General features: G+C 60.7%; 26 protein-coding genes and 1 pseudogene. 19 read left to right on the top strand and 8 right to left on the bottom strand.

From position 1 onward, the window contains the following. Positions 1–125 precede the first annotated feature (125 nt). From ACIQTZ_RS13270 to ACIQTZ_RS13240, 7 genes are all read left to right on the top strand, one after another. Entirely contained in the window at positions 126–1121 is a 996-nt protein-coding gene (locus ACIQTZ_RS13270) for a LacI family DNA-binding transcriptional regulator (protein ID WP_402981412.1), read from the top strand. A gap of 199 nt (positions 1122–1320) precedes the next feature. Continuing rightward, complete coding sequence (locus tag ACIQTZ_RS13265; RefSeq protein ID WP_402981409.1) at positions 1321–2628, top strand: ABC transporter substrate-binding protein; 1308 nt, start codon at positions 1321–1323, stop codon at positions 2626–2628. 3 nt (positions 2629–2631) lie between these two features. Beyond that, positions 2632–3558 carry a carbohydrate ABC transporter permease gene (locus ACIQTZ_RS13260; RefSeq protein ID WP_402981406.1) on the top strand — a complete coding sequence of 309 codons (927 nt, stop codon included), beginning with the start codon at positions 2632–2634 and terminating at the stop codon, positions 3556–3558. After that, positions 3555–4454: a carbohydrate ABC transporter permease gene (locus ACIQTZ_RS13255; RefSeq protein WP_402981403.1), complete on the top strand. Its 900-nt coding sequence runs from the start codon at positions 3555–3557 to the stop codon at positions 4452–4454. Before ACIQTZ_RS13260 ends, ACIQTZ_RS13255 begins: the two co-directional genes overlap by 4 nt. A gap of 38 nt (positions 4455–4492) precedes the next feature. Continuing rightward, positions 4493–5596 carry a Gfo/Idh/MocA family protein gene (locus ACIQTZ_RS13250; RefSeq protein ID WP_402981400.1) on the top strand — a complete coding sequence of 368 codons (1104 nt, stop codon included), beginning with the start codon at positions 4493–4495 and terminating at the stop codon, positions 5594–5596. A 1-nt stretch (position 5597) separates the two neighbouring features. After that, entirely contained in the window at positions 5598–6344 is a 747-nt protein-coding gene (locus ACIQTZ_RS13245; RefSeq protein ID WP_402981398.1) for a ThuA domain-containing protein, read from the top strand. Between the two features lie 2 nt (positions 6345–6346). After that, the gene (locus tag ACIQTZ_RS13240) at positions 6347–7528 is read left to right on the top strand and encodes a Gfo/Idh/MocA family protein (protein ID WP_402981395.1); all 1182 of its coding nucleotides are present in this window, start codon (positions 6347–6349) and stop codon (positions 7526–7528) included. 62 nt (positions 7529–7590) lie between these two features. On the opposite strand, the gene ACIQTZ_RS13235 is transcribed toward ACIQTZ_RS13240, so the two are convergent. From ACIQTZ_RS13235 to ACIQTZ_RS13215, 5 genes are all read right to left on the bottom strand, one after another. Beyond that, positions 7591–8667 carry a hypothetical protein gene (locus ACIQTZ_RS13235; RefSeq protein ID WP_402981392.1) on the bottom strand — a complete coding sequence of 359 codons (1077 nt, stop codon included), beginning with the start codon at positions 8665–8667 and terminating at the stop codon, positions 7591–7593. Between the two features lie 26 nt (positions 8668–8693). Further along, positions 8694–9305, bottom strand: a complete 612-nt coding sequence (locus ACIQTZ_RS13230) for an ABC transporter ATP-binding protein (protein ID WP_402981389.1) — start codon at positions 9303–9305, stop codon at positions 8694–8696. After that, on the bottom strand, positions 9296–10423 hold the full coding sequence (locus tag ACIQTZ_RS13225; RefSeq protein WP_402981386.1) for a hypothetical protein: 1128 nt from the start codon (positions 10421–10423) through the stop codon (positions 9296–9298). Before ACIQTZ_RS13225 ends, ACIQTZ_RS13230 begins: the two co-directional genes overlap by 10 nt. Positions 10424–10429: 6 nt before the next feature. Next, on the bottom strand, positions 10430–10948 hold the full coding sequence (locus ACIQTZ_RS13220) for a hypothetical protein (protein ID WP_402981383.1): 519 nt from the start codon (positions 10946–10948) through the stop codon (positions 10430–10432). 126 nt (positions 10949–11074) lie between these two features. After that, the gene (locus tag ACIQTZ_RS13215; RefSeq protein ID WP_402981380.1) at positions 11075–11428 is read right to left on the bottom strand and encodes a hypothetical protein; all 354 of its coding nucleotides are present in this window, start codon (positions 11426–11428) and stop codon (positions 11075–11077) included. 473 nt (positions 11429–11901) lie between these two features. On the opposite strand from ACIQTZ_RS13215, the pseudogene ACIQTZ_RS13210 reads away from it, so the two are divergent. Continuing rightward, positions 11902–12420 (top strand): annotated as a pseudogene (locus tag ACIQTZ_RS13210) (Gfo/Idh/MocA family oxidoreductase); the annotation flags it as partial. Between the two features lie 112 nt (positions 12421–12532). Here ACIQTZ_RS13210 and ACIQTZ_RS13205 read toward each other — a convergent pair. The 3 genes from ACIQTZ_RS13205 to ACIQTZ_RS13195 all read right to left on the bottom strand — a co-directional run bounded on the left by ACIQTZ_RS13205 (position 12533) and on the right by ACIQTZ_RS13195 (position 16697). Further along, the gene (locus ACIQTZ_RS13205; RefSeq protein ID WP_402981377.1) at positions 12533–13069 is read right to left on the bottom strand and encodes a hypothetical protein; all 537 of its coding nucleotides are present in this window, start codon (positions 13067–13069) and stop codon (positions 12533–12535) included. A 103-nt stretch (positions 13070–13172) separates the two neighbouring features. Then, positions 13173–14861 carry a peptidoglycan D,D-transpeptidase FtsI family protein gene (locus ACIQTZ_RS13200; RefSeq protein WP_402981374.1) on the bottom strand — a complete coding sequence of 563 codons (1689 nt, stop codon included), beginning with the start codon at positions 14859–14861 and terminating at the stop codon, positions 13173–13175. Between the two features lie 1257 nt (positions 14862–16118). Beyond that, a complete protein-coding gene (locus tag ACIQTZ_RS13195; RefSeq protein WP_402981371.1) occupies positions 16119–16697 on the bottom strand; it encodes a hypothetical protein in 579 nt (192 codons plus the stop codon). A gap of 87 nt (positions 16698–16784) precedes the next feature. Here ACIQTZ_RS13195 and ACIQTZ_RS13190 point away from each other — a divergent pair, with 87 nt between their 5' ends. The 11 genes from ACIQTZ_RS13190 (at position 16785) to mpaP (ending at position 25720) form a co-directional block, all read left to right on the top strand. Then, entirely contained in the window at positions 16785–17294 is a 510-nt protein-coding gene (locus tag ACIQTZ_RS13190) for a hypothetical protein (protein ID WP_402981368.1), read from the top strand. 181 nt (positions 17295–17475) lie between these two features. Then, positions 17476–17670, top strand: a complete 195-nt coding sequence (locus tag ACIQTZ_RS13185; RefSeq protein ID WP_402981365.1) for a hypothetical protein — start codon at positions 17476–17478, stop codon at positions 17668–17670. 325 nt (positions 17671–17995) lie between these two features. After that, positions 17996–19021: a daptide biosynthesis RiPP recognition protein gene (gene mpaB, locus ACIQTZ_RS13180; protein ID WP_402981363.1), complete on the top strand. Its 1026-nt coding sequence runs from the start codon at positions 17996–17998 to the stop codon at positions 19019–19021. Next, a complete protein-coding gene (gene mpaD / locus ACIQTZ_RS13175) occupies positions 19018–20271 on the top strand; it encodes a daptide-type RiPP biosynthesis aminotransferase (protein ID WP_402981360.1) in 1254 nt (417 codons plus the stop codon). The genes mpaB and mpaD overlap by 4 nt, the downstream gene beginning before the upstream one ends. After that, positions 20268–21479, top strand: a complete 1212-nt coding sequence (mpaC, locus tag ACIQTZ_RS13170; protein ID WP_402981358.1) for a daptide-type RiPP biosynthesis dehydogenase — start codon at positions 20268–20270, stop codon at positions 21477–21479. The genes mpaD and mpaC overlap by 4 nt, the downstream gene beginning before the upstream one ends. Then, on the top strand, positions 21476–21613 hold the full coding sequence (locus tag ACIQTZ_RS13165; protein ID WP_400336464.1) for a hypothetical protein: 138 nt from the start codon (positions 21476–21478) through the stop codon (positions 21611–21613). Before mpaC ends, ACIQTZ_RS13165 begins: the two co-directional genes overlap by 4 nt. Positions 21614–21669: 56 nt before the next feature. Further along, a complete protein-coding gene (locus ACIQTZ_RS13160) occupies positions 21670–21795 on the top strand; it encodes a daptide-type RiPP (protein ID WP_397323449.1) in 126 nt (41 codons plus the stop codon). Positions 21796–21838: 43 nt separating this feature from the next. Next, positions 21839–21964 carry a daptide-type RiPP gene (locus tag ACIQTZ_RS13155; protein ID WP_400336463.1) on the top strand — a complete coding sequence of 42 codons (126 nt, stop codon included), beginning with the start codon at positions 21839–21841 and terminating at the stop codon, positions 21962–21964. An 89-nt stretch (positions 21965–22053) separates the two neighbouring features. Then, a complete protein-coding gene (gene mpaM, locus ACIQTZ_RS13150; RefSeq protein WP_402981355.1) occupies positions 22054–22872 on the top strand; it encodes a daptide-type RiPP biosynthesis methyltransferase in 819 nt (272 codons plus the stop codon). Next, a complete protein-coding gene (locus ACIQTZ_RS13145) occupies positions 22869–24086 on the top strand; it encodes a YcaO-like family protein (protein WP_402981352.1) in 1218 nt (405 codons plus the stop codon). The genes mpaM and ACIQTZ_RS13145 overlap by 4 nt, the downstream gene beginning before the upstream one ends. Continuing rightward, a complete protein-coding gene (gene mpaP / locus ACIQTZ_RS13140) occupies positions 24083–25720 on the top strand; it encodes a daptide biosynthesis intramembrane metalloprotease (RefSeq protein WP_402981349.1) in 1638 nt (545 codons plus the stop codon). Before ACIQTZ_RS13145 ends, mpaP begins: the two co-directional genes overlap by 4 nt. Positions 25721–25732: the final 12 nt, after the last annotated feature.

Raw genomic sequence — 25732 nt, 5'->3', positions numbered from 1 at the left:
CTGCCATGCCTAGGCAGGATACGGGGCAACGTTTGACCGTATGCGACTAAGCTCAGGAGCGCCGGCGGGCACGGCAGTAGCGTGGCGGCAAGGATCATCCTCATTGTTCGTGGAAGGACAATCAAATGGCTCGGCCGACAGTTCAGGACGTCGCTAAGACGGCGGGCGTGTCCGTGGGGACGGTGTCGCGCGTCTTGAACGGGAGCCCGGCTGTCAGCGCGTCGGCCAAGGAGAAGGTCAACGCAGCTATCAAGGAGCTCAGCTACCGCCCCCTTGCCTCGGCGCGCGACCTACGAAGAGATCGCACAATGCGCGTCCTTGCGCTCGCCAAGAACCTGGACTCGCTCGTTATCAGCGAAGTTTTCCGAGGCGTAGGAGACGCAGCAGCGGACAACGGCTACGTCAGCCTCATCGCAGCCACAGACGGAGACCGTGACCGCGAACAGCAACTCGTAGACATGCTGCGAAATGGCTCAGTCGACGGCCTTGTAATCTTCTCGCCAACCATGCCGGACGAGGACGTCAACATCGTCGCCGAACAACTGAGTGTCATCCAGGTCTGTGAAATCGTCGACGCCGAGGCAGCCTTTGGAGTGTCCATCGATGACCGCCAAGCAGCTTACGACATCACCAAGCATCTGATCGACACAGGAGCCAAGAAGCTGGCCATGCTCGCCCACAGGGGTGCCCGCTCGGGCCGGCTTAGGGAAGAAGGGTTCCGCCAAGCACTCGCAGAAGCAGGCCTGCAAGAAGACCAAGTCCTACTCGGCGAAGGCAACTTCGGCTTCCATTCGGGCAGGGCACTCACCAAGAAACTCCTGGAGACCAAAGACCTCCCCGACGCCGTCTTCTGCGGGACCGACGTCGTCGCTGCAGGGTGTGTCCGCGAGCTCACTGATGCCGGCCTGAGGGTTCCCCAAGAAGTCGCAGTGGCGGGTTTCGATGACTCAGCCCAAGCAGAAATGTGCGTGCCGGAACTGACCACGGTCAGGCAGCCGGCGTACGAGATGGGCCGAGCGGCCTTCGCTGAACTCCTGGAGCGGATGACTGTCGAGGGCGCGCACCGCAAGGGTCGGACCTTCTTCCCGCACCAACTCGTCATCCGGGACTCCACCAAATAAAAGGCTTGACAGCCCGGAGCAACCACTGCAAAACTACTTTGGAATCGATTCCAGGGGCCACAAGGCCTTTTTTACAAGCAACATTTGGAATCGATTCCACAACTCAACCAAGGCACGGCAATGAAGCCAGGCTCAGGACCAGCAACAGCCAAAGCCCGCCCTGAGCCACCCATCCCCACAGTCACCAAAGGAGCCACTCGTGGACTTGAACCGACCTGCTTCTCCGCTCCAGAACAAAGCACGAAACAAAAAAGCCTTGGCCGCCACCGCAATCGCAACAGCCCTCCTCCTCAGCGCGTGCGGCGGGGGAGCAGCGCCCCAAGGTGCGGAACAAGCGGCAGCTGCCGATCCGTCGTCGGGCGCTAATGCGAGCGGTGCCGTGAACATCTGTGGCGTGAAGGATGCGAGCGGTATCTACAAGGGCACGACGGAAGCGTTCACCAAGGCGAACGGCAAGGTCACGGCCAAGTACACCGAGATCGGCGCCACCACGGATGAGGCGCGCACGCAGATTGTGCAGCGGCTCGAGGGCAAGTCCACCGAGTGCGACATCTTCCTCACGGACGTCATCTGGACCTCCGAGTTCGCCTCGCAGGGCTGGCTGCTGGACCAGACCAAGCTGGTGGAAGGCAACAAGGACCGGCTCATCCCCTCCACTGTGGAAACCACCAAGTACCAGGACAAGTACTGGGCGTCGCCGTTCTTCACCAACGCCGGCCTGATCTACTACCAGAAGGACAAGGTGGCCAAACCCGAAACCTGGCAGCAGCTCTACGCAGAGGCGGCCAAGGCTCCGGGCAACGGGTTCGTCTACCAAGGCAAGCAGTACGAGGGCCTCACGGTGAACTTCCTCGAAATGCTCTACAGCGCGGGCGGCGAAGTCCTGGATGACCAGGGCAACGTCAAGATCGACTCGCAGGAGACCCGCGACGTCCTCAACTTCATGACCGACGGCCTCAAGAACGGCTCGGCCGACCGCGCCGTCCTCACCTTCAACGAAGACCCGGCCCGCCTCGCCTACGAGTCCGGCAACTTCGGATACCAGCGCAACTGGCCGCACGTATACCGCCTGCTGAACGCGACCCCGCTGACGTCCACCTTCGGCGTCGCGCCGCTGCCGGCATGGGAAGGCGGCAAGGCCTCGGGCGTGCTCGGCGGCTGGAACCTCGCGATCTCGGCACACTCCAGCAACCAGGCCGGAGCTGTCGCCTTCATCGACTTCGCCACCACGCCGGACTGGCAGAAGCACGTGGCCATGGACTACTCGCAGGCCCCGGTCAACGAGGCCGCCTACTCGGACCCGGCGGTGCTCCAGAAGATGCCGTTCGCTACCGAACTCCTGGCCTCGGTGAAGGGTGCCAAGCCGCGCCCGATCTCGCCGGTCTACCCGCAGATCTCGCAGGCGATCTACAAGAACGTCTACGCCGTGCTCTCCGGCACCGCCTCCACCGAGGACGCCGTGAAGAAGATGGCCGACGAAATCACCACCGCCAAGGCGAGCTTCTAAATCATGACCACCAAAACCATCCCGCCAAGAACAAGCGGCCGCGACCAGGCCGAACGCCGCCTCGCCTTCCGCATGACGGCCCCGTCGCTGATCCTCATGGCGCTCGTGGCCGCGGTCCCGATCGGCTACGCACTCTGGCTCTCGCTGAACCAGTACAGCGTCCGCACCGCAGGGCTCTCCCGCTTTGTCGGCCTGGAAAACTACATCAACGCCCTCGCAAGCCAAGAGTGGTGGGCCGCCTTCGGCCAGACCTTCGTCTTCGCTGGCCTCTCGGTCAGCCTGGAGTTGGTCCTCGGCACAGCCATGGCCTTGCTCCTGAACCTCGCCTTCAAGGGCCGCGCGGTCCTGCGCACAGTGGTTCTGCTGCCGTACGCGATCATCACGGTGGTCAGCGCCATCACCTGGCAAACGATGTTCCAGCCCAACCTCGGCTTGGTCACCAACGTCCTCTCCGCACTGGGACTGCCGGGCGGCGACGTCGTCTGGCTCGGCGAGCACGGCTACGCGATGGCCGTGATCGTCATGGCCGACGTCTGGAAAACCACCCCGTTCGCGGCGCTCATCATCCTGGCCGGCCTGCAGGTCATTTCCTCGGAAACCTACGAGGCCGCCGAGCTCGATGGTGCCAGCAAATGGCAGACCTTCCTCCACATCACGCTGCCGCTGCTCCGTCCGGCGATCGTCCTCGCCGCGATCTTCCGCACCATGGACGCCCTCCGCGTCTTCGACCTGCCGTTCGTCCTCACCCGCGGCGCCAACGGCACCGAATCCATGTCCATGCTGGCCTACGGCGAACTCCGCGAAAACCGGCTTGTGGGCGAAGGCTCGGCCCTCTCCATCCTGACCTTCCTCACCGTCATGGTGGTCTCGGTCATCTACATCCGCTTCGGCGGCGGCAACATCCGCGACGTCGCAAAGGAGGAACAATGAGCACACTGATTGCAGAACGCCCGACGGCGGCACCCGCCACCGGGACCAAGTCGCGAAAGCGTCGCTTGCGTGGGGAAGCGAAACTCCATCCCTTGGTGTGGGTGTTCGTGGTGGCCGTCATGGGCTTCTCGCTCATCCCGTTCTACTGGCTGGTCAACACCTCCCTGAAGAAGGGCGCGAGCCTGTCCAAGGGCGAGCTCTTCCCGAACCAGCCGACCCTCGAAAACTATTTCGTGGTCTTCCAGAACCCCGAATTTCTCCTCGCCTTGCGCAATTCGGTGATTATCGCCGTCGTAACTACAACCGTGGCGCTGGTCTTCGCATCCTTCGCCGCCTATGCGCTGGCCCGGCTCAAGATGCGCCGCAAGGCCATGATCCTGACGCTAATCCTTTCGGTGACCACGTTCCCGGCCATCGCGATCGCGGCTCCGATGTTCTCCATCTGGCGCGAAATCGGGCTGTACGACACGTTGCTCGGCCTCATCATCCCGAAGCTGACGTTCGCGTTGCCGCTGGCGATCTACACGCTGACGTCGTTCTTCAAGGAGATCCCGCGGGAGCTCGAGGAATCCGCGTACATGGACGGTGCCACGCCGTTCACCGCGTTCCGCAAGGTCATTCTGCCGCTGGCAGTCCCAGGCCTTGCGACCACGGCGATCCTGGTGTTCATCTCGGTCTGGAACGAATTCCTCCTGGCCGTCACGCTCACCACCTCGCCGGAGGCCCGACCCGTGCCGGTGGCGATCGCGTTCTTCAGCGGCACCAGCGAGTTCGACCAGCCCCTCGGCACCATCAGCGCCGCATCCGTGATCATCACCGTCCCGCTCGTGATCCTGGTGCTCGTGTGCCAGAAACGCATCGTCTCCGGGATGACCGCGGGCGCGGTCAAGGGCTAACCCAAACCATCAAGAAACCCAGAAAGAAAAGGAACAAAGTGAGCATTCAGCAGCAGGCCCCATCCGCAACCCTCAAGGTGGGAGTTGTGGGCATCGGTTGGGCCGGCCAGCAGCACCTCAAGGCGTACAGCAACATCGACGGCGTCGAAATTGTCGCCGTCGCGGGCATGGAGCCGGAACTCCTTGCCCAGCTGAAGGACGAGTACAACATTCCGCACGCGTTGCCCCGCTGGGAAGACATGATCGAGCTCGAAGACCTCGACGCCGTCAGCATCGCCGTGCCCACCTTCCTGCACGCGCCCATCGCCATCGCTTCGCTGGAGCGTGGACTGCATGTGCTGAGCGAGAAGCCGATCGCGCGCAACGCCGTCGAAGGTCAACAGATGGTGGACGCCGCCCGCAAGGCCGGGCGCGTCCTGGACGTCGCGTTCAACCACCGCCGCAGAGGCGATATCCAGGCGCTCAAGAAAGTGATCGACGACGGTACCCTCGGACGTCCGTACTACGCCAAGGCTTCGTGGCTGCGCCGCCAGGGCATTCCGATGCTCGGCAGCTGGTTCACCAACCCTGCGCTCGCCGGCGGTGGCCCGCTGGCGGACATCGGTGTTCACGTCCTGGACTACGCGCTTCACCTGCTGGGCGAGCCGAAAGTCCTGGCAGTTTCCGCCTCGACCCATTCGGAGCTCGGTCCGCGTGGCCTCGGCGGCAACGCGAGGTATACGGCGTCGAACTCCAGCCATAAGTTTGAAGTGGAGGACTTCGCCTCCGCGTTCATCCGCTTGGAAGGCGGCGGAACTTTGATCCTCGAAGCAGGCTGGGCCAGCTACCGTGACGAACGGGACCTGATGGACTTCACCGTTTACGGGACCGACGGCGGAGCGGACTTGCGCTCGATCGGCGCCTCCGAGAACCCCGTCGCAGACGTGCACATCTTCACTGAGAAGGACGGCGAGAATGCCGACTTCGAGGTGGTGGCCGAACCCGGAAAGGCGCACCAGGCCGTCGTCGACGATTTTGTTGCTGCCGTGCGCGGCGGCGAGACCGTGTGGGGAAGCCACGACGGTTCGCTCGCGCTCAGCCGCGCGCTGGTGCTCGATGCCTGCTACAAATCCGCCCTGGAACAATGCGAAGTGAGCCTCTGACATGACCGAGTCCAAGTTGAAAATTGTCGTCTGGAACGAAGGCGTCCACGAGGCGCGCAACGAGCCCGCCACCATCGGTGAGATGTACCCCGAAGGGATCCATGGCGCCATCGCGGCTGGGCTTCGCGGCTTCTACCCGGACTCCGAGATCGCTACAGCAACGTTGGCTGATCCGGACCACGGGCTGTCCGAGGAGGTCCTTGCACAGACTGACGTGTTGCTGTGGTGGGGACACATTGCCCATGAGGAAGTCGCCGACGACGTGGTGGAACGCGTGCAGCGGCATGTCCTCGGCGGCATGGGCTTGGTAGTGCTCCACTCCGGGCACTTCGCCAAGATATTCACTCGATTGCTGGGCACCACGTGTTCGCTGAAGTGGCGCAATGAAGGCGAGCGGGAGCTGGTGTGGACCGTGAAGCCGTCGCACCCGATCGCGGCGGGCATTGAAAGCCCGATTGTGATTCCGCAGCAGGAAATGTACGGGGAACTGTTCGACATTCCGGAACCCGATGACCTGATCTTCATCAGCTCCTTCACCGGGGGAGAGGTGTTTCGCTCAGGCGTGACGTTCTCGCGCGGCAAGGGCCGGATCTTCTACTTCAGCCCCGGCGACCAGGAATACCCGGTGTACCACCAGCCGCAGATCCAGAAGGTCATCGCCAACGGCGTTGGCTGGGTGGCACAGCCGGGTGTGTTCCGCGAGGCGCCCGAGGTCTCCAACCCTGCGCGGGACTGGTTCGAGGCTTAGCCATGACCACTTCTCTTCCTACGGGCCGCCCGTTGGCCACTGCCCGGCCCTTGGGTGTGGCCGCTATTGGCTACGCGTTCATGGGGAAAGCCCACTCGAATGCGTGGCGGAATGTGGCCAGCTTCTTCGACGTCCCGGCCTTCGAGCAGCGAGTGCTGGTGGGCCGGGACGCGGTTGAGGTCGCTTTCGCCGCAGGTAAATACGGCTGGGCTGAGTCAGCTACTGACTGGCGCTCGGTGATTGAGCGGGACGACATCGACATCGTGGACATCTGCGCGCCGGGCTGGATGCACGCGGAGATCGCCATCGCCGCGCTGGAAGCCGGAAAGCATGTGCTCGTGGAGAAGCCACTCGCGAACACTTTGGGTGAGGCTGAGCTGATGGCTTCAGCTGCTGCCTCCGCTCGGGCCAGGGGTGTCCAGTCGATGGTCGGGTTCAACTACCGGAGGGTCCCGGCGCTCGCCCTGGCCCGGGAATTGATCGCCGAAGGCCGTCTAGGAACTGTGCGGCACGTACGTGCCGCCTACCTGCAGGACTGGCTTTCCGACGTCGAAACCCCCATGAGCTGGCGGCTCCGAAAGGAGACCGCCGGCTCCGGGGCCCTGGGCGACATCGCCTCCCACGCCATTGACCAGGTCCAGCACCTCACCGGGCAGACCGTGACCGAAGTGACCGGGACGTTGCGGACTTTTGTTGCCGAACGGCCCGGTCCGTCGGGCGTGGAGAAGGTGACAGTGGACGACGCCGCGTGGGCCACTTTGGGGCTGACCGGCGGCGTGAGCGCCTCGGTGGAAGCGTCACGAGTGGCGACCGGGCAGAAGAACTCTTTGAAGATTGAGATCTATGGATCGTTGGGTTCGCTGACGTTTGATCTGGAGAACCTGAACGAGCTTGGCTTCCTGGACGCTACCCTTCCTGTGCGGGAACAGGGGTTCCGGCGGATCCTCGTGAATGAGCCGGAGCACCCCTACGCTGCCGCGTGGTGGCCGCAGGGGCACATCATTGGCTGGGAGCACACCTTTACGCACCAGATCCGGGACTTCCTGTGCGCGATCCGCTCCGGTGAGGCGCCGTCGCCGTCGTTCGATGACGGGCTGCAGGTGCAGCGGGTGCTGGCCGCCGTCGAGGAGTCGGCGCGGAACAGGAGTGAGGTCATGCCGGTTCTTTCCTTCCAGAATGTCTAGACTCCCACGCGAGTGAATTTCTCAACGAAATAAGGTACTTAGGCCGTGATGGTGCTGAATATCTATTCACGGCCACGAAAGGTTTCGGGTACCGAAACCGAAGATAACGCGGCTAATCCAACCATTGGCATAGGTAAAAGGCTCGCAAGTAACACCAATCCTTCTATATACGAGAAACTCGACGGGAGTGCAGAATCCTTGAGATGAGTGAGGAAAAGAAATGATCCTGTGGTTGTGCCAAATATTAGAGGTCCATAAAAGCGGAGAAAAAATTCAGAACAGAGCAGTGTCAGGACTTGCTGGGAATTACTTCCAATAACTCGGTAAAGGGCTAGTTCCTGACGGCGCGAAGCCACTTGGCTTAAAAATGCAAGAGCAATAATTGCGAATCCAGCTACAGGTAAGTACTTCAGCAGCATTGATTCCAATTGAACTTGAGGCGAAGGTTGCGTATCTGGCCGTGTATAGAGCATCCGAGTGACTATTTCGCTACCCCCAAACCAGTGAGTAAGAATGGCGGAGGCGGACCAAAATTTGCTGGGTTCAAATTGCACGACGCACTCTCCCACTGTGCCCCGCACTGCACCAACTGCAATGAGGGCATTGTCATATCTTTCTGATCGGGGAGTGGCTGCCGGCATGCCTGTGATGGTGAGTGTGTGTAGGTCGGCGAGGCCTTTAGTGTTAGCAATTGGCAACTTTGCTCCTGAAACCAGGCCTAGCGTTTGGGCTAAACGTGGACCTGCCAGTATCTCACCGGGTTCTGAGAGGGATGGCCACACGATTTTCACCCAAGATGGTGACACTTCAAGCAGATCGACGCCATCGACGGGAAACATCGGTGAATATACCCGGTGACTCGCCAAGACACCCCCGGCGTATTTTATGCCTTCCACTTTGGTGAGCGACTCACACCGCGTCGCGGACAGGGGGTTTCGCTGCTTGTCGGTGACAACGGCAACGTGCAGGCCCCGATTAACCTCATCCAGCGCCAAACGGGTTACTCGCTCCACTTCAAGCCCTGGAAAAACGGTAATACAAAAACCGACGGCAATTGCCAAAACAATCGAAATGGAAGATTGAACGGGTCTATGGCGCACATTTTCAAGACCCTCTCGAATGAAAAGGGAGAGGTGCAACTTACGAGCCAGGATCCTCACCTCGCTTAGACGCTTGTAGGGCTGACGTTAATGATCTTGTCGGCAAATGTGGCAACAAAATCGTCATGTGTGGCTACAAGCACGATGGAGCCCAACCTCGCAGCGAGTGCCAGACTCTGACAGACCTTCTCTCGTGACGTGGCGTCAAGGGACGCGGTCGGCTCATCTGCAAGGATGACAGGGTGTTCGCTGGCCACGGACCTTGCTATGGCAACACGTTGACGTTCTCCCCCCGAAAGTACAAACGCCTTCCGACGCAGTAGATTTGAGATGCCGACAGACCTGGCCGCACGCACGGCGGCACCCACAGAAGCCACATCGCTCCGCCCTTGAATGAGGGCCCCCAGCATGATGTTGTGAAGGACACTTCGATGATTCAGCAAGGGAGCTGATTGTATGATCCAATCAACCGAAAGGTCTTCACCCGATGAGTCGAAGTGAACTTTTCCTTCGGTAGGTTGCATGTGTCCAGCAATTATGGAAAGTAAAGTTGTTTTCCCTGATCCAGATGGTCCACGAATGGCCGTAAAAGAAGGGCTATCCAGCTCAAAAGAAATCTCCGAAAGCACTTCCTTCTTGCCAAACGTCATGGAGACTCGGTCGACTGTTAAGCGCATTTCCGCTCCTCAATGCTAGGAGCAATAATGACCTCATCACCTTCAGTGAAATCTCCGGAGACTACGGAGCTACCTATATCTGTGTATATGATATTCACATTTTCGGCACCTTCATATCCTTCACGTCGGAGGCGGACGCATGCGTGGCCAGATTCATCAGCAAAGATGGCGGATGATGGGATGCGAAATGAAGCGTTCGACAATCTTCGCTGTAGAGTGGCATTCAGAGTGTTCACCTTTGCCGCCGCTACTTCGGGGAGAGTACGCAATGCGGGAAGTTCGACAAGGGAACGGTCGTCCATGAGTTTCATGGGCTGATTTAGAACGTAGAGATCTTCATCAGGCGCGGCACTCAGCGGATCGGGGTCGCGCGCAGTTTGGCTACCCTCAGACGCTGCAGACGGACTGCCACCCGGATACGGATCAGCGGCCACACCCTGCGGGCCAGCGGAGGAACTGGAAACGGACAGACTTGCCGAAACTAGCTCCCTGCGACCAACGATAAGTTCGCTACCACTAGCGGGGGCCAAGGAGCCGGCCTGGACTGTCATTGACTCTATGGTTAGTGAGGCTTGTGGGAGGTATACGAACAACGAAGCCGACAAGTCGCGTCCGTCCGACTGGTTGTCGCCGAGGACCCTCTTTAGTCGACGAACTGCGTCGACCGTCACATAGTTGTATTCAGTGCCTGTGGGACTGCCGAACCCCAACTCACGCAGCACATCATTCAACTTCTCAACTTCATCCCCGTGATCACCCAGCTTGAGGTTACCGAAGAATGGAGTGGGAGTATGGAGCGCCATTCTTCCGACTCCATCAATGACAAGGAGTACGTCACCGCTGCGTACTTCTTCACCTGGCTGTCTCAGAACACTCTGTACAGTGCCCGTCCATGCCGGCGAGAGTATCTTTGTACCCGTTACCCAGTGAAGATTGATTTGAACTGCCCGGCTTACTGGAACCGTGTCCCCTTCCACAGGAACCCAGACGGCTTCCTCGCGGGCTTCGACCCTCGTACGATGAAGGCCATCTTCCAGCAGCCATATTGCGACCGCTGGCGCCAGCAACCAAACGATGACTACCAACGCCAGCGCGCCCCTAAGAGCTTTTGATTTCATGCCTGCCTAGAAACTAACTGAGATGCTGGGTAAGTCTGGAAAGAGCTTCACAGTGTTGTCTCGAACGCAGTTCACTGCAGTGTCTGCCTGACTGGATAATTTGCCAGCGCCGTCTAGGGGGTTTTCTCCCACCAAATCTGCGAGGCTACCTTCCTTCAAAGTCGATGGATAGCCGGCAGCCGCAAGGCAGGAAAGAGTTGCGGACCATAGCGTTTGGTCCATCTTCTTCTCGGTCGTGTTTATGTAAACTGAGCTAACTGCGTTCCAGTACTTCTCTTGACAATTCTCGTAGTCTTTTGATGCTGCCTCCATTGGCTTGCCATTTAGAAGGAAAACATATGAATATCCAATTCCATCTACTGGGTTGATTTGGGGTGCAGAGAGTGAGTAACCCAGATCAGTTACGCACTTATCGAGTCGCGAAAAGGCTGCCTCATAGTCACTAGTGCTAACTCTGCCTGATTTCATGACGTCGGCCTGCTCGGTCTTGCCCTCCGACTGTAGCTTCTTTGCTAGTTCGCGCACTTGCTCAGCCGAGATAATTTGTGACCCAGTACGCGGAAGCTGCGTTGCTGAACTTGAGCACGCCGAAACGCTCAGGATCAGTCCGATACCGATGCTGACGCCAGTAATTCTTGCTAGTGACATCCTTCAGGAGTTGAACGTGCTGTCGTCAATGCCATGGTTACCGGTGACGCGCCATCCGGTCTGGAGGGACTGTGTGATGTAGGTGCCGAAGAGGTAGGAACTGTTTGCCATCCGTGAGCCGTCAGAAAGTCCGACTTTAGCTGTGAAGAAACTGCCGCATCCCCAGCCCACAGATGTCGATGCGACTGCAGTGGAAGAATTTTGATGCCAACTGTTACCCGTCACCTGCACCCCACCGCAGCCCCATGAGTAGAGCGTCCGCACCTGGCAGGATTCGGCATGAGCCGGACTAGCCATGAGTACCAGCATCCCGGACAACGCGACAGCGCCCACCGTGCGAGAAATGTTCTTTTTCAATTTGTCCTCCTATTAGTATCCATTTTTTCGCAAATCGCATAACGTGGCATAAATTCAGGCAATAAGCCTATTCCCTGTTGTCTCTGTCGGCTGCTTTGGATCTTTGCTGAACTATTATTATGCGGAGATATACGATTCCCAAAATCATCAACCATGCTCCGAGGGTTGTGAGTGAAACCAACGCGATAATGCCAATGATTGTAAAAATGCCTGCGTAAAAGATATACCGACCTCCAAACGTCATCGTCCGGTCTCAAGTGGGCTACTCAGGAAAGATTTCGAAATCACTACGGAGTGATAACGGAAATTCATTTGCCCGTGCTCGGTACGCTAGCAGGCATTTAGTTTGAAGCAACTTGCTTCGTAATAATTTGGATCTTCTTAGTCATAGCTAACTATTCAGAAAAACTTTGCATTAGGCGCGTCACGAAGCTCACTCAACTGGCACTTAAGCAACTTGACTACTGATGCACGACGCCGCGTGGGCCACTTTGGGGCTGACCGGCGGCTTGGGCGCTTCGGTGGAAGCGTCACGAGTGGCTACCGGGCAGAAGAACTCCTTGAAGATTGAGATCTGTGGGTCGTTGGGTTCACTGACGTTTGATCTGGAGAACCTGAATGAGCTCGGCTTTCTGGACGCTACGCTTCCTGTGCGGGAGCAGGGGTCTCGGCGGATCTTGGTGAATGAGCCGGAGCACCAATACATCGAGGCGTGGTGGGCGCAGGGGCACATCATCGGCTGGGAGCATACGTTCACGCACCAGATCCGGGACTTCCTGTGCGCCATCCGCTCTGGTGACGCGCCGTCGCCGTCGTTCGATGACGGGCTGCAGATCTAGCGGGTGCTGGGCGCCGTGGAGGAGTCGGCGCGGAACAGGAGTGTGGTGACGGGGGTAGCTCAGGGTACTGAATCTGCGAGAGGCCAGGCCTCACCGCCAACCCCGGCCGACTTCGCCCAAGATCGGCCCGCCTTGACGGCGTCAACTTGGTAGTGTTCTTTACATCAGGATCAGCCCGCTCGCCTCAAGGCTCGGGCTGATTTTCTTTAAGCGCCGGGGAGCCCGTGGTTCCGAGCGGCGAGATTACGAGGCGGGGTGTCATAGCTCATGCGGCGAGCTCCTTGCGCACACGGTTCCACTCCGCCGTCGTGAGTAGTCCCTCCGCTCGCGCCTGGGCTGCGGCATCCCGCAGTCGTGAGGCCGGGACACGCCCCATGCATTCGAGGAGTGCTTCGCTGAGTTGTTGGGCGCGGATCCCGCGGTAGCGTGTGACCTTCGTTCCGGCTTGAGTCTGGATGACATTCATGTACGCGGGCATTGCTCGGCGGACGCGACGGCCGGTTCCCACTGTGATCTTCGTAGGATTCACGTCCCCCAGGCCGAGGAGGGCGAGGACGGATTCTCCGCGGAGGTAGGCGTCGTCTCCTGCGCGCAAGGTCGCTTCGGCGAATTGATCGTCGTCGGTCGGCGGGATGTCAGTCATGCGGTAGAGACCATATCCAACGTGATCGAGGCCTCCGCGGGCCGTGAGCTTCGGCAATTCGACGACGGGTACGCCGGCCTCTGCTGCTTTCGCGGTGGTGACGTAGCCATGGTTGCCGTAGGCGATCTCACGCAGTACCTTCCGGTAGGTTCTCCGCATGTCAAAAGTCTACCGATGACGGTATTGTTCTGACGCGGCGGCGTCACCGGCCAGTCAGGCACCACGTGCCACGATCTTCCACGTCCACAGGTTGGACCGCATCTCAGTATTTTTGAGGAAGTTGGACACTCGGCTTCTCCGACGGAGCTACATGATATTTGGCGAGCACCTCACCCATGATGTCGTTGAATACTGGTGCTGTTGAGATGCCGTATATATTCCCTTGGGGTCGCTGCACATTCACCAGCACAACGAACTTTGGATCATCCATGGGCGCCATTCCAACGAATGAGGCGGTGTAGCCGTCGAAGCCTCCCCGTTCGCCCACGGCTTCAGCCGTTCCAGTCTTACCGCCAACCCGATAGCCAGGGACTTTGATGTCAGTTGCCCCGCCCACAGTGACAACGCTTTCGAGGATGTCCCGAACCTGCTGGGCGGTGTCTTTGCTTACTGCACGAGTGCCCGGCTCGGGGTCTACCCTGTGTTCGGTGCCATCGGGATCGATGTACGACTCAATCAGTTGAGGCTTGAGTCGAAGTCCATTATTGGCGATGGTTTGAAAGGCCAGCACTGTCTGGAGTGGCGTTTGGGATACGCCCTGGCCGAAAAGAATGGTGAACTCTTGTCGACCATCCCATTTCTCTGGCGGGGCGAGAAGTCCAGGAGACTCACCAGGCAGAGGGATGCCGGTAGTCTCGCCGATTCCGAATTTCCTGAGGTAGTCGTATCGCTCCTGTTTGCTCAGGGACTTACCGACCATCACAGTTCCCGTGTTCATGGACGACCCGATTATGCCAGCGAATGTACGGCTCTCTGTTCCATGGGCAAAAGAATCACTAAAGGTCTGCCCGTTGATGGTAAAGGTCGGAGGAACAACGAGATGGCTGTCAGCCGCGATCTTTCCCTCTTCGATTGCCGCGGCCGCTGTAATGGCCTTCTCCGTAGAACCTGGTTCGATCGCAGCTTGGACTGATCTTGCTCCGCGGTCCGCGGCGGCTGTTGCCGAGGGGACATTGGGGTCAACGCTGTGCGTTTCAGCCATTGCACGGATCTTTCCAGTCTTGGCCTCCACAACGATGATGTTGCCCCAGTCGGCGTGCAACTTCTCCACTTGGGTTTCGATGGCAAGCTGCGTTTGGTATTGAAGATCGCTGTCGATGGTTAGTTTGATCAACTGCCCGTCGACTGCCGGTTCCACGTCCACTGGTGCCATGGGAATGATGATGCCGTCCGCGCCGGTTTGGTAGGTCTTATGACCATTGGTCCCGGACAGACGATCGTTGAGGGAAAGTTCGACGCCGGCCGCTCCGCCAGCGTCGTTGACGTAGCCGATCACGCTTCCGCCTACGGCACCCAGCGGATACGTGCGCTTTTGGACGGGGCGCGAGGTGATACCGGGTATGTGCAGATCTTGAATCCGCTGCTGTATTGGCGGGTCCACAGATCGGGCAACGTAAGCGAATTTGGCCTCGCCGGTCAGCAGTTCTCGAATGATGGTTTCGGGTTGCCCCAGGATATTGGCTAGTTCACGCAGTCCCACCTCCCTGTTCAGCTCGTAGGTATTTCCGTCCTGATCTGTTCGATCGAAAGTTTTATTGGCCGTGTTCTCGCTGGGGTCACCGACGATGTCGTACAGCTCGATGGTGTCGGCCAGCACAGTTCCATCCGCGTCAAGAATTCTTCCTCGTTTTGATGCCAAGACTGTTGTCTTTGTTCGGATCGCAGCAGCAGCCGAAGTCAGGTGATCGGGATCGAAGCCCTGGATTACGACTACACGGATGGCGATGGACAAGAGGAGGACCATCATTATTCCGAACCCCAATCGGAGCCTGCGCGAGCTGGAATCAGCAGATGTGAGCCCAGTTATTGGTTCCCTTAGTTTCATGGACTTTTGGCTCTCATTTTAGGAAAAGTCGTGGCTGCCACTATTCAGTGGTCGATTCGACCATTTCCTGACGGGGGTTGGTCCCGGATGTTTGAAGGAGGCCCTCAGACTCCCTGCCGACGACGCCGAGAGGTCCGAACTGCATTCACAACGATTGCCACCGCTGCAACAACGACACCCAGGCCGAAAGCACCAACCGTGGCAACGATGGGTGAGAAGACGGCGAATGGGGTGAAGTCGGCAAGAAAGATGACCACGGTTCGAAGGATCCGGGGAATCACGGATAGCTGCCCGGGAGTCGCCGGAGTCGAGGCTTTAGAGAGCAGGTTCAACCCAAGCCGGAACTCGGCTCGGCGCTTGGCGACGTCGGTGCACCGGCTTTCACGAGGACGAGGCGCCACCCGGATTCATCCCGCGGCACGTCACTTTGTACTCTCCGGTTCCGTCGCAGGCACAGCTGATCGGTAGAAGTAGCCGTACTTCTTGAGAATCGCGTACGAGCCGGCGGAAGCGATCAAACCGTATAGAGGCCCGGCCCAAAGAGCAATTTCTGATCCTCGAATCAGGTACGTTCCGAGAGGGAAAATCGTCATGAGGGCTCCCGCTGTGCCCTTCCTAGGGTCCACCTCGTACAGAACAGCCTTATCAAACTGCCCGTAGAGCAGTCCCTGAACAATGAGGAAAACAATCAAGGCGGCAAAGATAGCCAGCGACCCTGGTCACGGCAAATCGGTCATCGTCAGCAGGGCCAGGGCAACGCCATAGGCAGCGGATAGACCCAGCCAGTAACTCTGCTCGGATTTCAGGCGCGGCACCTCTGTTCCGCCCTCTAACGCGAAGACGGGGTCTTGAGGGACTTGTCCTCACTCCTCTTGGCAAGGACCCACATGGCTACAGAGCAAGCTGCCGCGATCACGTTGAGGACACCAATGAGCGAATTATGGGCGAGCGATATAACGGCCGCCAGGCCCTGCAAACCTGCTGTGCTTAGATACAAGACTTTCATCGTTGAGACCAATCGGTAGACGTATCGTCGGTCCCAGCATGCCGCCAAAAATCGGCTATAGGTGGCGGAAATCGGGCTCCACGGCCCCAAACGGGCAAAATTAGGTGCTGTTTCACAAAAAATAGGTGGTGCCGGAATTCGTCTAGGTGGCGCTGGGCTCAAGCGTCGCCGAGTCCCAGGATGAAATTCTCGATCCTTTCGAAGACCGTTGCCTGCGCTTCCTGGGAGGCCCTCCAGTCGTTTCCGACCTGCAAAGCATGGTCCGCTCCGGCCACCTCGAGGAATGTCCCATTCGACTCGCCCCTGCGGCCGCCGTCCCAAAGTTCATCCTCGGAACCCCCAATGAAGAGGTCGTTTTTCGCGGAACGAAGGATCGTATTCCGAACTCGCTCGTCTGTCAGCAATGGTGTGAGCCAGACGCCGGGCGTTAGGGTTTCTTCGGCCCATGGAATCGCCAGCGTGCTCAGCGACTTGGCCACAATGACGCGCTGACTTGCGAGCGGTGAATCGGCGAAGGCCTGTTCGGCGGCCCGCGCTACCAATGAATGCGGATCATGATGCGGCTTGTCCTCAGGCTTCCACCGAACGGCCTGCACGTGCCAACCAAGCGAAGCGAGCATCTCACCAACCCAGAACAGGACCGGGCCCTCGACGGGATACCCGGAGCCGGGAAGCAAAACGGCGACCTTGGTTTCGGCTTTGTCGGTGCGCGCATCTGCCCATGTGAAAGTCTGCATGGCCACATGCTAGTGGCATATCGGAGCCTTCACGTCATTTAGCCTAATCGATGGATAAATCAGGATCCTTACCGTATCGTCCCCTTGATGGGGAATACACAACCTTCGATACCAGCCCTCGCAACTGCCGCCGTCGTACTTCTCTCGCTGGTGAGCTGCGGCGTTCCACCAACCACGGCACCCCCGCAGCAAAGCCCCACCCCAACCGCAGCTTGTCCGAGTGCCGGGACGGAACCGCAGCCAAACAACTGCGTCGCTTACGACGGCAACGCCGCCATGGCCCAGAACGAGATGTACAGGCAGCGTCGGAAGCTCAGCCCGGAGATACAGGCGCAGCTAAACACACACCTGGACCCAGCCAAAGAAGCCTTGAACGCACTAGACAGGCCGGCCACCCCGGCCGATGTCGAAGGGGCTTTCGCGTCGCTCAACCTCAAGGAAGTTCAAACCGACGACGGCGGCAGCGGTGTCCGTTTCGGGGTTTCGGTGCCCAGCGGAGGCTGCCTGTACGGCTTCGTCCCGGGAGAAGGTGAAGTCACCATCCAGACCGGTGGCAGCATCATGGACGGTGGCTGCCTGGAGATGTTCGGCCACTAAAACCCACCACCTAGACGACCCTGTCAAAACCCCTGGTTTCCCGTTTTCACCACCTAATTTCGCCAAAATCACCACCTAATTTCAGAAATCCCATTCGTGAGAGCACCTTCGTCCCTTTAGATGCACGGTGGGTGCGGCAACCGCCGTCACCCCACCTGGATGAGGAGGAGCCCGGCTGACCGTGACATGGTACAGATACGTACACCAAGTGGTTTTCGTGGCATCGTTCATGCCTCTGATGCTGAATCTGGTGCCTACGTGGCAAGGCGTTGTGATTCCGTTCCTGGCGATCATTCCTTATGCCGCCAACGAGATCTGGATGACGCGTAAGAAGGCGCAGACCAAGACGATCGATTCCTCTGACACACCGCGCTGAAGAAAGGTAGACCTCTCAACTTCTAAGGCTACTCTTCGGATTCTGCAATCACGGCCCCGCTCACCAGCCTTGTGTCTGGGTGGGCGGGGTCCTTCGCGTTGGGAGGGCGCACACCAACGGCGGAACATCCAAAACCCACCACCTAGACGACCCTGTCAAAACCCCTAGTTCCCCGTTTTCACCACCTAATTTCGCCAAAATCACCACCTAATTTCGATTTTCCCAATCGTGGAGGCCCTTCGCGCCCATAGTGTCCTTCCCATGAACGAGCCCGTCCGAAGGGCCCGCTCAGGGGACAACAGCACAACTATTGGGGGTTGGCACTTTGACGCTGAGTCAGCAGCAAACCATCGCGGCGGCGGTGGATCAGTGGGTGACGGGAATTCCGGGCCGCATACCGGGTCACGTGGTCTTCGCGGAGAACCCCGCGCATGCCGGTTACGCCAAGGACCTGGCCGTGGAGGGCTCGGTGGTCTTGGTGGTCGACGGTGACGCTGACGATCCAGACATCGTCTTGGTCAAGGGCAGTTTTGATGAACCGGGTGGCGAACTGCTGGTGGGCGGCACGCTGAACCTTGAAATCCAGGATTACGTTGCCCTGCCCTTCGTCAACCTGGTGGGTGCGACGGTAGTCCGGATCACGGGGCTGGAAGATCAGCAGGCGTTCTTCGACGATGCAGACGAGGCGCGGAGTTCCGGGCACTTCATCGTCCAGCTCACGGAGGTCAACGCCGTGCTGAGCGAACGCGGGTTGCTGGGCGGGCACGGCAGCCTCAACCGCAGCCTGTCGCGAATCCACATCACAGCGGACGGCACCATTCTCAACGGACCGTATGGAACAGTGATCGGCTGGGCCGGCGATCCCTTGCATGACCTCCGCATCAAAGCAGTCCCGCTGAAACCCGAATCGGCGGTGGCCTCCATCAGCGACGCTGCGGAGATGAGGGCGCAGCTCAGCGATCGTCCGTGGATTCCGCGCTACCTCGCCGCATTGGACGCATGGAAGTTCATCCTGCGGGACCACCACGCGGATACCCGGCTGGTCGGCTTCGGACTGAGCCTGTACGGGGCCACGGAAAGCCACAACCATCCACTGCCCGGAGCACCGTTCATCCTCGAACGGCACGGTGAGTACAGGCTCCTGGACACCAAGACCGGCCGGCTCTTCAAAATCGGCGCAGACGCGGCCACCCTGATCGAGGCGATCTCCAACCTCAGGGACGTCGAGGCAGCCGCCACGGTCACCGCCACCACGCTGGGCGTTTCGCCGGCCGCAGCCGAGGGTTCGGCACGGTCCGTCGTGGCCCAGTTCGACCAGCTCGGCATCGACCTGCTCGGAGAACTGCGGTGAGTCTTCCGCTCTGGGTCCCGCTGGTCACCCAGCACGACTTTGACCAGGACAGCTTCACGGCAACAGCGGCCGACGGCGTTCATGTCACCTTCGCCGACAAGCAGCGGAGACTGTGCGCGAAGAGTGGTCTGTGGAACGCCAACCTCGGCTTTGGCAACTCCTTCATCGCCGCGGCCGTGGCCGAGGAACTCAAGAGGGCCTCCTATCTGTCGCTTTTCCGGACAGCACACGAACGCGCCATCGAGGCGGCAGGCGCCCTGCTGGGTCTGTCCGGGAACACGTTCAGCAAGGTTCTCTTCTCCACGTCCGGAAGTGCGGCCAACGACGCCGTCATGAAGCTCGCCCGCCAGTTCTGCGTCCTGAATGGCCAGCCGGAAAGGAAACTCATTGTCGGGCTCAAGGGCAGCTATCACGGCCTGACGTACGGCAGCCAGGCCCTCAGCGGTGACGAGCTTGGCCAAGCGGTGTACGGCGTGGATGCCCGGAACGTCCGGCACATCGGCTTCGACACCACCCAGGAGCTGGACAACCTCATGCGCCGCGAGGGTCATCGGATCGCGGCAATTGTGGTGGAGCCTGTGCTTGGCTCCGGCGCGGAGGTGGTCCCGGAAGACTTCCTCCAAGCACTCCGGCGCCACCGGCAGGAACACGGGTTCCTCCTGGTGGCGGATGAAGTAGCAACAGGATTCGGCCGGGTCAGTTCCTGGTTCGTGTCCGACGAATGGGTGGAATCACCGGACATCATCGTCACTTCCAAGGGCCTGACCAATGGCACGGCGGCCTGTGCCGCGCTCCTCATCGCTCATCGCATCACGGACGTCTTCGACGCCACCGAATCCGTCTTCGTCCATGGTGAAACGCAAGCCGGCACCCCGTCCACCTGTGCTGCTGTCCTGGCCACTATCAGTGAGATGGAGCGCCTGGATTTTCAGAGGCTGAACAAGGAAGTTGCCGACGGGCTGGACCGGCTCCTCGCCGACCTCAAGGACGTCCGAGGTATCGGCGGAACGACAGGACGCGGCTGCATGCGGGGCGTGAAGCTCCACACGGACAACGGTTCGCCCCTTTCGGCGAACGGCACCCTCGCCGTGGTGAGGCGCATCCACCAGGCCGGTGCAATCGTCCAACCCGGCCCGGGAAGGATCCAGCTCCTGCCCTCGCTCACGTATACGGAGGACAACTTCCGGGAACTGCATGTGGCCATCGTTCACGGCTTAACCGAAGCCCGCGCCGACGGAGTTTTCGCATGATCGCCGACCGTACATGGAAGACCCGGTGCGTCATCCTGGGTGCCGGAATGACGCCCAAGTACGTGGGCTCACTGACCCGCGGACGCGTAGGGATCGTTGCCGATGCTTCCCTCACCGAACATCGGAACCGGCTCAGGGAGGGCGATCTCCGCGGCGCTCCAGCCCTCGACCTGAAGGCAACGCCCGTGAGCATCCAAACCCTGAGGGATGTCATCGAATTCATCCAGGTCCACCGGCTGGACACGATTGTCGGGCTGGGTGGCGGTTCGATTCTCGACGCCGTCAAGCTCGCTGCGATGTTCTCCGCGGACCCCAGCCTGGCGATCTTCGTGGAGCGCCACGCCAAGCGTTCGGGTTTGCTCGTGCTGCCTCCCATCCCGTTCTCCAACAAGCGCCTAAAGACGATCCTCCTCCCGTCCACCGTGGGGACCGGAGCGGAAGTCAGCGCTGTAGCGTGCCTGGATACCGCCGTCGGGCGCCGCCTGCTGGCCTCGCCGCACCTTGCGGGCGACGCCGCAGTGCTCGACGCCGGGCACCTCACCACCCTGCCGCGGACGCTGGTTCTGGAGGGGCTTCTCGAAGCGTTCCTGCGCGTGGCCGGGACGATGATCGGCAGCAGCGCGAGCATGTTCGACGACGACGGTCACCACTTGCTGCGGCGGATCCTGCACGTGGGGGAGCAACTGACATCACGGGATACCCCTGATCTGCGGCTGGCGGCGGCGAGGCTCAGCATGGAAACCCACACGGGTTGGTCGCTGATGGGCCGTAATCCGTATGGCGCCAGGCATTGGTACGTCGCCAACGAACTGGCATACCTGACGGGTACGCGAAAGATGACCGCAACCGCCGCGCTGATCCCGCCTGTGTGGGCCGAGATCGGAAAGGGCAACGCGGCTTGGGGCAGCGAACAGCGGTTGAACCGGCTCTGGGCCGAGGTCACCCAGGGCGCAACGCGTCTGAACCCCAACCCGGCAAGGGGCATGGCGGACCTCATCCAGCAATGGGACGTTCCGCGGGTGGTGCCCGCGAGCAAGGAAACCATCAGGGATACCGCTGCCGCCGCCATCCGCAATTGGGGCGGCGTCCTCCCTATGTTGCGTGGACTCGACGTCTTCCAGGTCCAGCATGTCCTCCGCGCAGCGACCATCCAAGACTTGCCCGACGGATCACCCGCGATCAGCAAGAGGGAGGAGGTGAGCACATGATCAGCACTCCCAAGGCCCTGGACCTCAACGTCCAGGAACTGGAAAGCATCGACCTGCCGGACGACTGGACCGAACGGATCCACGGAATCACCGTAGGCCTGGCGCTGGTGGGCATCGTCGTCACCATCACGTGACCGTGACCGTGATCGTGACCGCGACCGCACAATCGCAGGAGAGGAGGTGAAAGCACATGCAGAAACAGCTCAATCTGGCCATTCAGGAAGTCGAGTCCTTGGACACTCCGGATTTCAACAACTGGTTTGTCGGCGTCACACAGGGAGTGGCCATCGGCCTCATCGCCGTGAGCATCACCTAGACCCGGTAACACCAGCAAACACAACACGCGAAAGGAGGCAGCAATGACGCTCCAACTCAGCATCGAAGAACTTGAAAATCTGGACACCCCGGATGACACCCCTTGGTACATCCGCGTCGGTGACGTGATCATCATTGCCGGCATCGTCGTCGGCATCGCGGCCACCTAGCCGCTACCCAAGCCAGCACACGCGGGTGGTTTCCTTCCTCAACTGCCCGCGTGTGCTCCTCCCGAAGCAACTCCCAAGGACACATGCCGATGAACCCAGCACCTGACCAGACTGCCGATGCCATCCTTCGCGTCCTCGGACACCTGGACCCGCCCGAAGACCTCTACAGCGTGTCGGGGTCCCGCCTCTATGACCAGATCACCGCCAAAGACCTCACCGAACTACCCGAAATCCAGGCAGCAGCCCGCAAGACGACGGGCCCCATCCTTGAACTGGCAGCCGGGTCCGGGCGGATAACGCGTGCGCTGCTGGCGCTGGGGCGTCCGGTAACCGCCGTCGATTCTTCCGTAGAGATGCTGGAGCTGCTCGCCGCAAAGGTTGGTACGGTTCCGTTCAACCCGAGGGGCGCGGAAGTGGAACTCCTGCAAGCGGACATGTCCCGGGTGGAGGTCGACGGCGGTTTCGGTTGCGTCGTTCTCGGAGCCAGTTCCGTGACGCTCCTGGACCGTGACGATCGCCGCCGGCTCTTCCGCCGGGTCCGGGAGGCCTTGGCCCCGGACGGCCGGTTCCTGCTCACCGTCCTGAACGCTGACAGCCACCAGGGCGGAACAACGTACGACGGCGGCACAACGGTTTCGGCGTTGGGGGAAGACTCCTTCCTCATTACGGCGGAAAGCCGGGATCCCGTCAACGGTGCGCGGCACGTGACCATGATCCACGTCAGCTTCAACGAGGGCGGGACCTACCGCTCGTCGGCGTACGCCAGCGAGATTGCGTTCGTCAGCAATGACCTCATACAGGAGGAACTCACCGGAGAGGGACTGACCGTCCTGGAACGACGGCCCGTCCGGATTGCCACTCCGAGTCCTGGCTTGAAGGACATCGAACTCTGGGTGTGTGGGAAGTGAGTACCGCAACGGAATTGACCCTCGATCCTGTCCTGACCCTGGATCCCACCTACGGCCTGGTCTCAGAGGCTACCGTCTACCCACCGAACGAGTCCGGGCTCTGGCGGACTGTCGCACTACTCGCCAATGGTGGGTCTGCCACGTCAGGGTTCGCCTCCGCCGTCGGCGCTTTTGACGTGCGGCGGCGCGGATCGTTGATCCGGGGCGCCGGCGAAGCCGTGGAACGGTTTGCACTGGCCCCGGTTCTGGCGGACGCCGACTACCTGGTGGCGAGTCCGGGTGCTGAGCCAATCGACTTCGTCACCACTGGCCTGGGCAGGGCGTCCGCGCTGGCCTGCGATTTCCCCTGGTACCGTGCCACCGAACTGCTGACCGGAGCGGAGTCGCAGGTGCCTGCGCCCGTGGTGGACTACAGGCCAGGCTGTCCCTCCCCATCCCGGTGGGAGCGCTATTTCGACCCCTCCCCGAACGGTGCGGCCTCGGGACCGTCGGAAGCTTTGGCCCAGGCGTCGGCCCTCGTGGAGGTGCTGGAACGCGACGCCTTCCTGTCGGCCTGGCGCTCGCAGGCACCCCTGCGCAAGGTGGACCTCGCGGAACTGCCGCAGTCGGCCCGTGATCGGAGCCTGGCTGTCCTTCTTGAGGCGGCCAGAACGGCAGGCGTCCACCTCACGCTGGCCTTCGTTGGGAACGACAGCCCGGTCCACACCGCGGTCTGCGTCATTATCGGCGCCACGTCCTCGGCTTCGTTCGGCGCGGTGGGACTCAAAGCGTCCGCCGATCCACTGTCCGCAATGCTCGGTGCGCTGCAGGAAGGGCTGCAAATCCGGGAGCTGTTCCTGTCCCGGAAGCCAGCGCCCTTTGGGGCGGGTGATTCGGTGACCGGCGACTCTTCCCGTGCCGACTTCTGGAGCACGCCACAAGCCGTATCCACCCTGCAGGCGTGGCTCCAGTCCTTCCCCACGGAACCGGTCCCAGCCGTGAAACCTGTGCCGGGTGTCGATGTCCTGGTGAGGCATCTGGCCAGTCGAGGTATCGACTCGCACTGGGTCGACCTCACCCACAGGCTTCCCACCCCAATCGCGGAACTCGGCTGGGTCACTGGGAAAGTGGTCTGTCCGGGTGCCGTGCAATTGACCATGGACGAGACGAAGAACCTGTCCCTGTTCGGCCCCGTTGCCGAGCGACTGACGCTGACCCCGCATCCGCTGATATGAGATCGGCCAAGAAGCTCTCCACCCATGCGCCGGTGTGGCCCGTCCAGCTGGCGCCGGCGGCATCGCTCGACCCTCCGGTGCAGGACGGCGCTCCGTGGATCGTAGCGTTGAACGGCGTGCCCAGAGCCAGGGTCTCGGGTGATGTGGCTGCTGTCCTGCGGACCGTGGACGGTGTGAAGGGACCCGAACACATAGCGGCACAGCTGGGGGAGCCATGGACTGCCCGGGAGGTCACGGGCGTGGTGGAGCAGCTTGCGAACACACGAATTTTCGACGGCGGCACTCACCGAGCGAAGGTCCGCTGGCTCCAGTTCCGGGCTCCACTGACGGTCCAGTTGACGCTATTTAACCCAACCGTGTTCCTGTACTCCCTTCGTCCCGTGGTAGCGGCCTTGGCCCGACGCGAAGTGCTGGTCCTGGCCGCGTTGCTGGTGCTCGGCGGAATGGTTGGCCTGAGCACTGCGGGGCATGAGATCCTGCGGGTCCTGTCGACGCCACTTCCCGTGGAGGCCTACCTGGGGGTGGCCGCAGCGATGTTCGCTTCGACGCTGCTGCACGAACTGGGCCACGGTATGGCCCTGGCGTACTTTGGCGGTCAGCCGAGGCGCATCGGCATCATGTTGTTTTATCTCTCGCCCGCGTTCTTCTGCGACGTGACCGATGGGTGGCGCCTTCCTTCGCGTAGGCAAAGGGTGCTCGTGGCGCTGGCTGGTCCCATGGTCCACCTCGGGCTGGGCAGCGCTGCCCTGTCGGTGCAGGGATTCATGACCGGCTCCACTGCCAAAGACGGTGTCCTTCTCTATGGGGTGCTCTGTTACTGCGTGGCTGTCCTGAACCTGTTTCCGTTCATCAAGCTGGACGGCTACGTGGCACTGATGTCTGCCCTGGATGTTCCCTATCTTCGGAGAAAGTCGATGGACGCGATGGGGGAACTGGTCAGGGTCCACGTGTTTGGGACACGACACTCCCTGCCCAAGCGGGGTTTGCTTCCGTGGTTTGGCTTGGCGAGCTTCGTGGCCGGCCTGGCATTCATGGCCATCGGTTTCCAGCGACTGGTTCCGGTGTTCCTGCAGTTTGGCTTCGCTGGACATCTGGTGGTGGCGGCAGTTCTGCTCCTGCTCCTGGCCGTGGTATCCGCGAGCATCGTGCGCTTCTTCCTTGCTGCAGCTCGCAACGGGAGTCCATTCTGGCGGCGGGTACTCGTGGGCGCAGCAGGAACGGGGGTGCTTGCCGTGATCCTGGCCGCGGTCCCGGTGACATCCAGCCAGGTTGCGGGCTACACCTTGGTGGACGGGCGCCTGAACATCGTCACCCCTGTTGGTTCAACCCTGGCCACGTTCGCGGAAGGCGACCGCGTCTCCCTGCAGTCGCAGGGCTTGGTGATCCACCGCGATCTGGGCGTGGCCACCATCGGTTCGCTGCCGCCGTCGTTATCCAAAGCGCCGCTTGAGGCCCTGGTGCCGGTGACCTTTGGTGGCCTGGCCGTCCCCGCTCAGTCCTACGACGCTGACATCCGGGAAACCGGATACCTGCCGTCTGCCGGACGTGCAGAGATTACCAGCCGCGTTCAGCTGAGCCTGGGGGAGTGGTTGTGGAGCGCGGTTGCTTCCTCGCCACTCTGGCCGGGGGATTAGGCGGTCCCGGCA

Source organism: Paenarthrobacter sp. NPDC090520 (genome assembly GCF_044769205.1).
Classification (GTDB): Bacteria; Actinomycetota; Actinomycetes; order Actinomycetales; family Micrococcaceae; genus Arthrobacter.
Note: the sequence above shows the minus strand (reverse complement) of the source record. Positions and strands in the feature narration are given on the sequence as shown.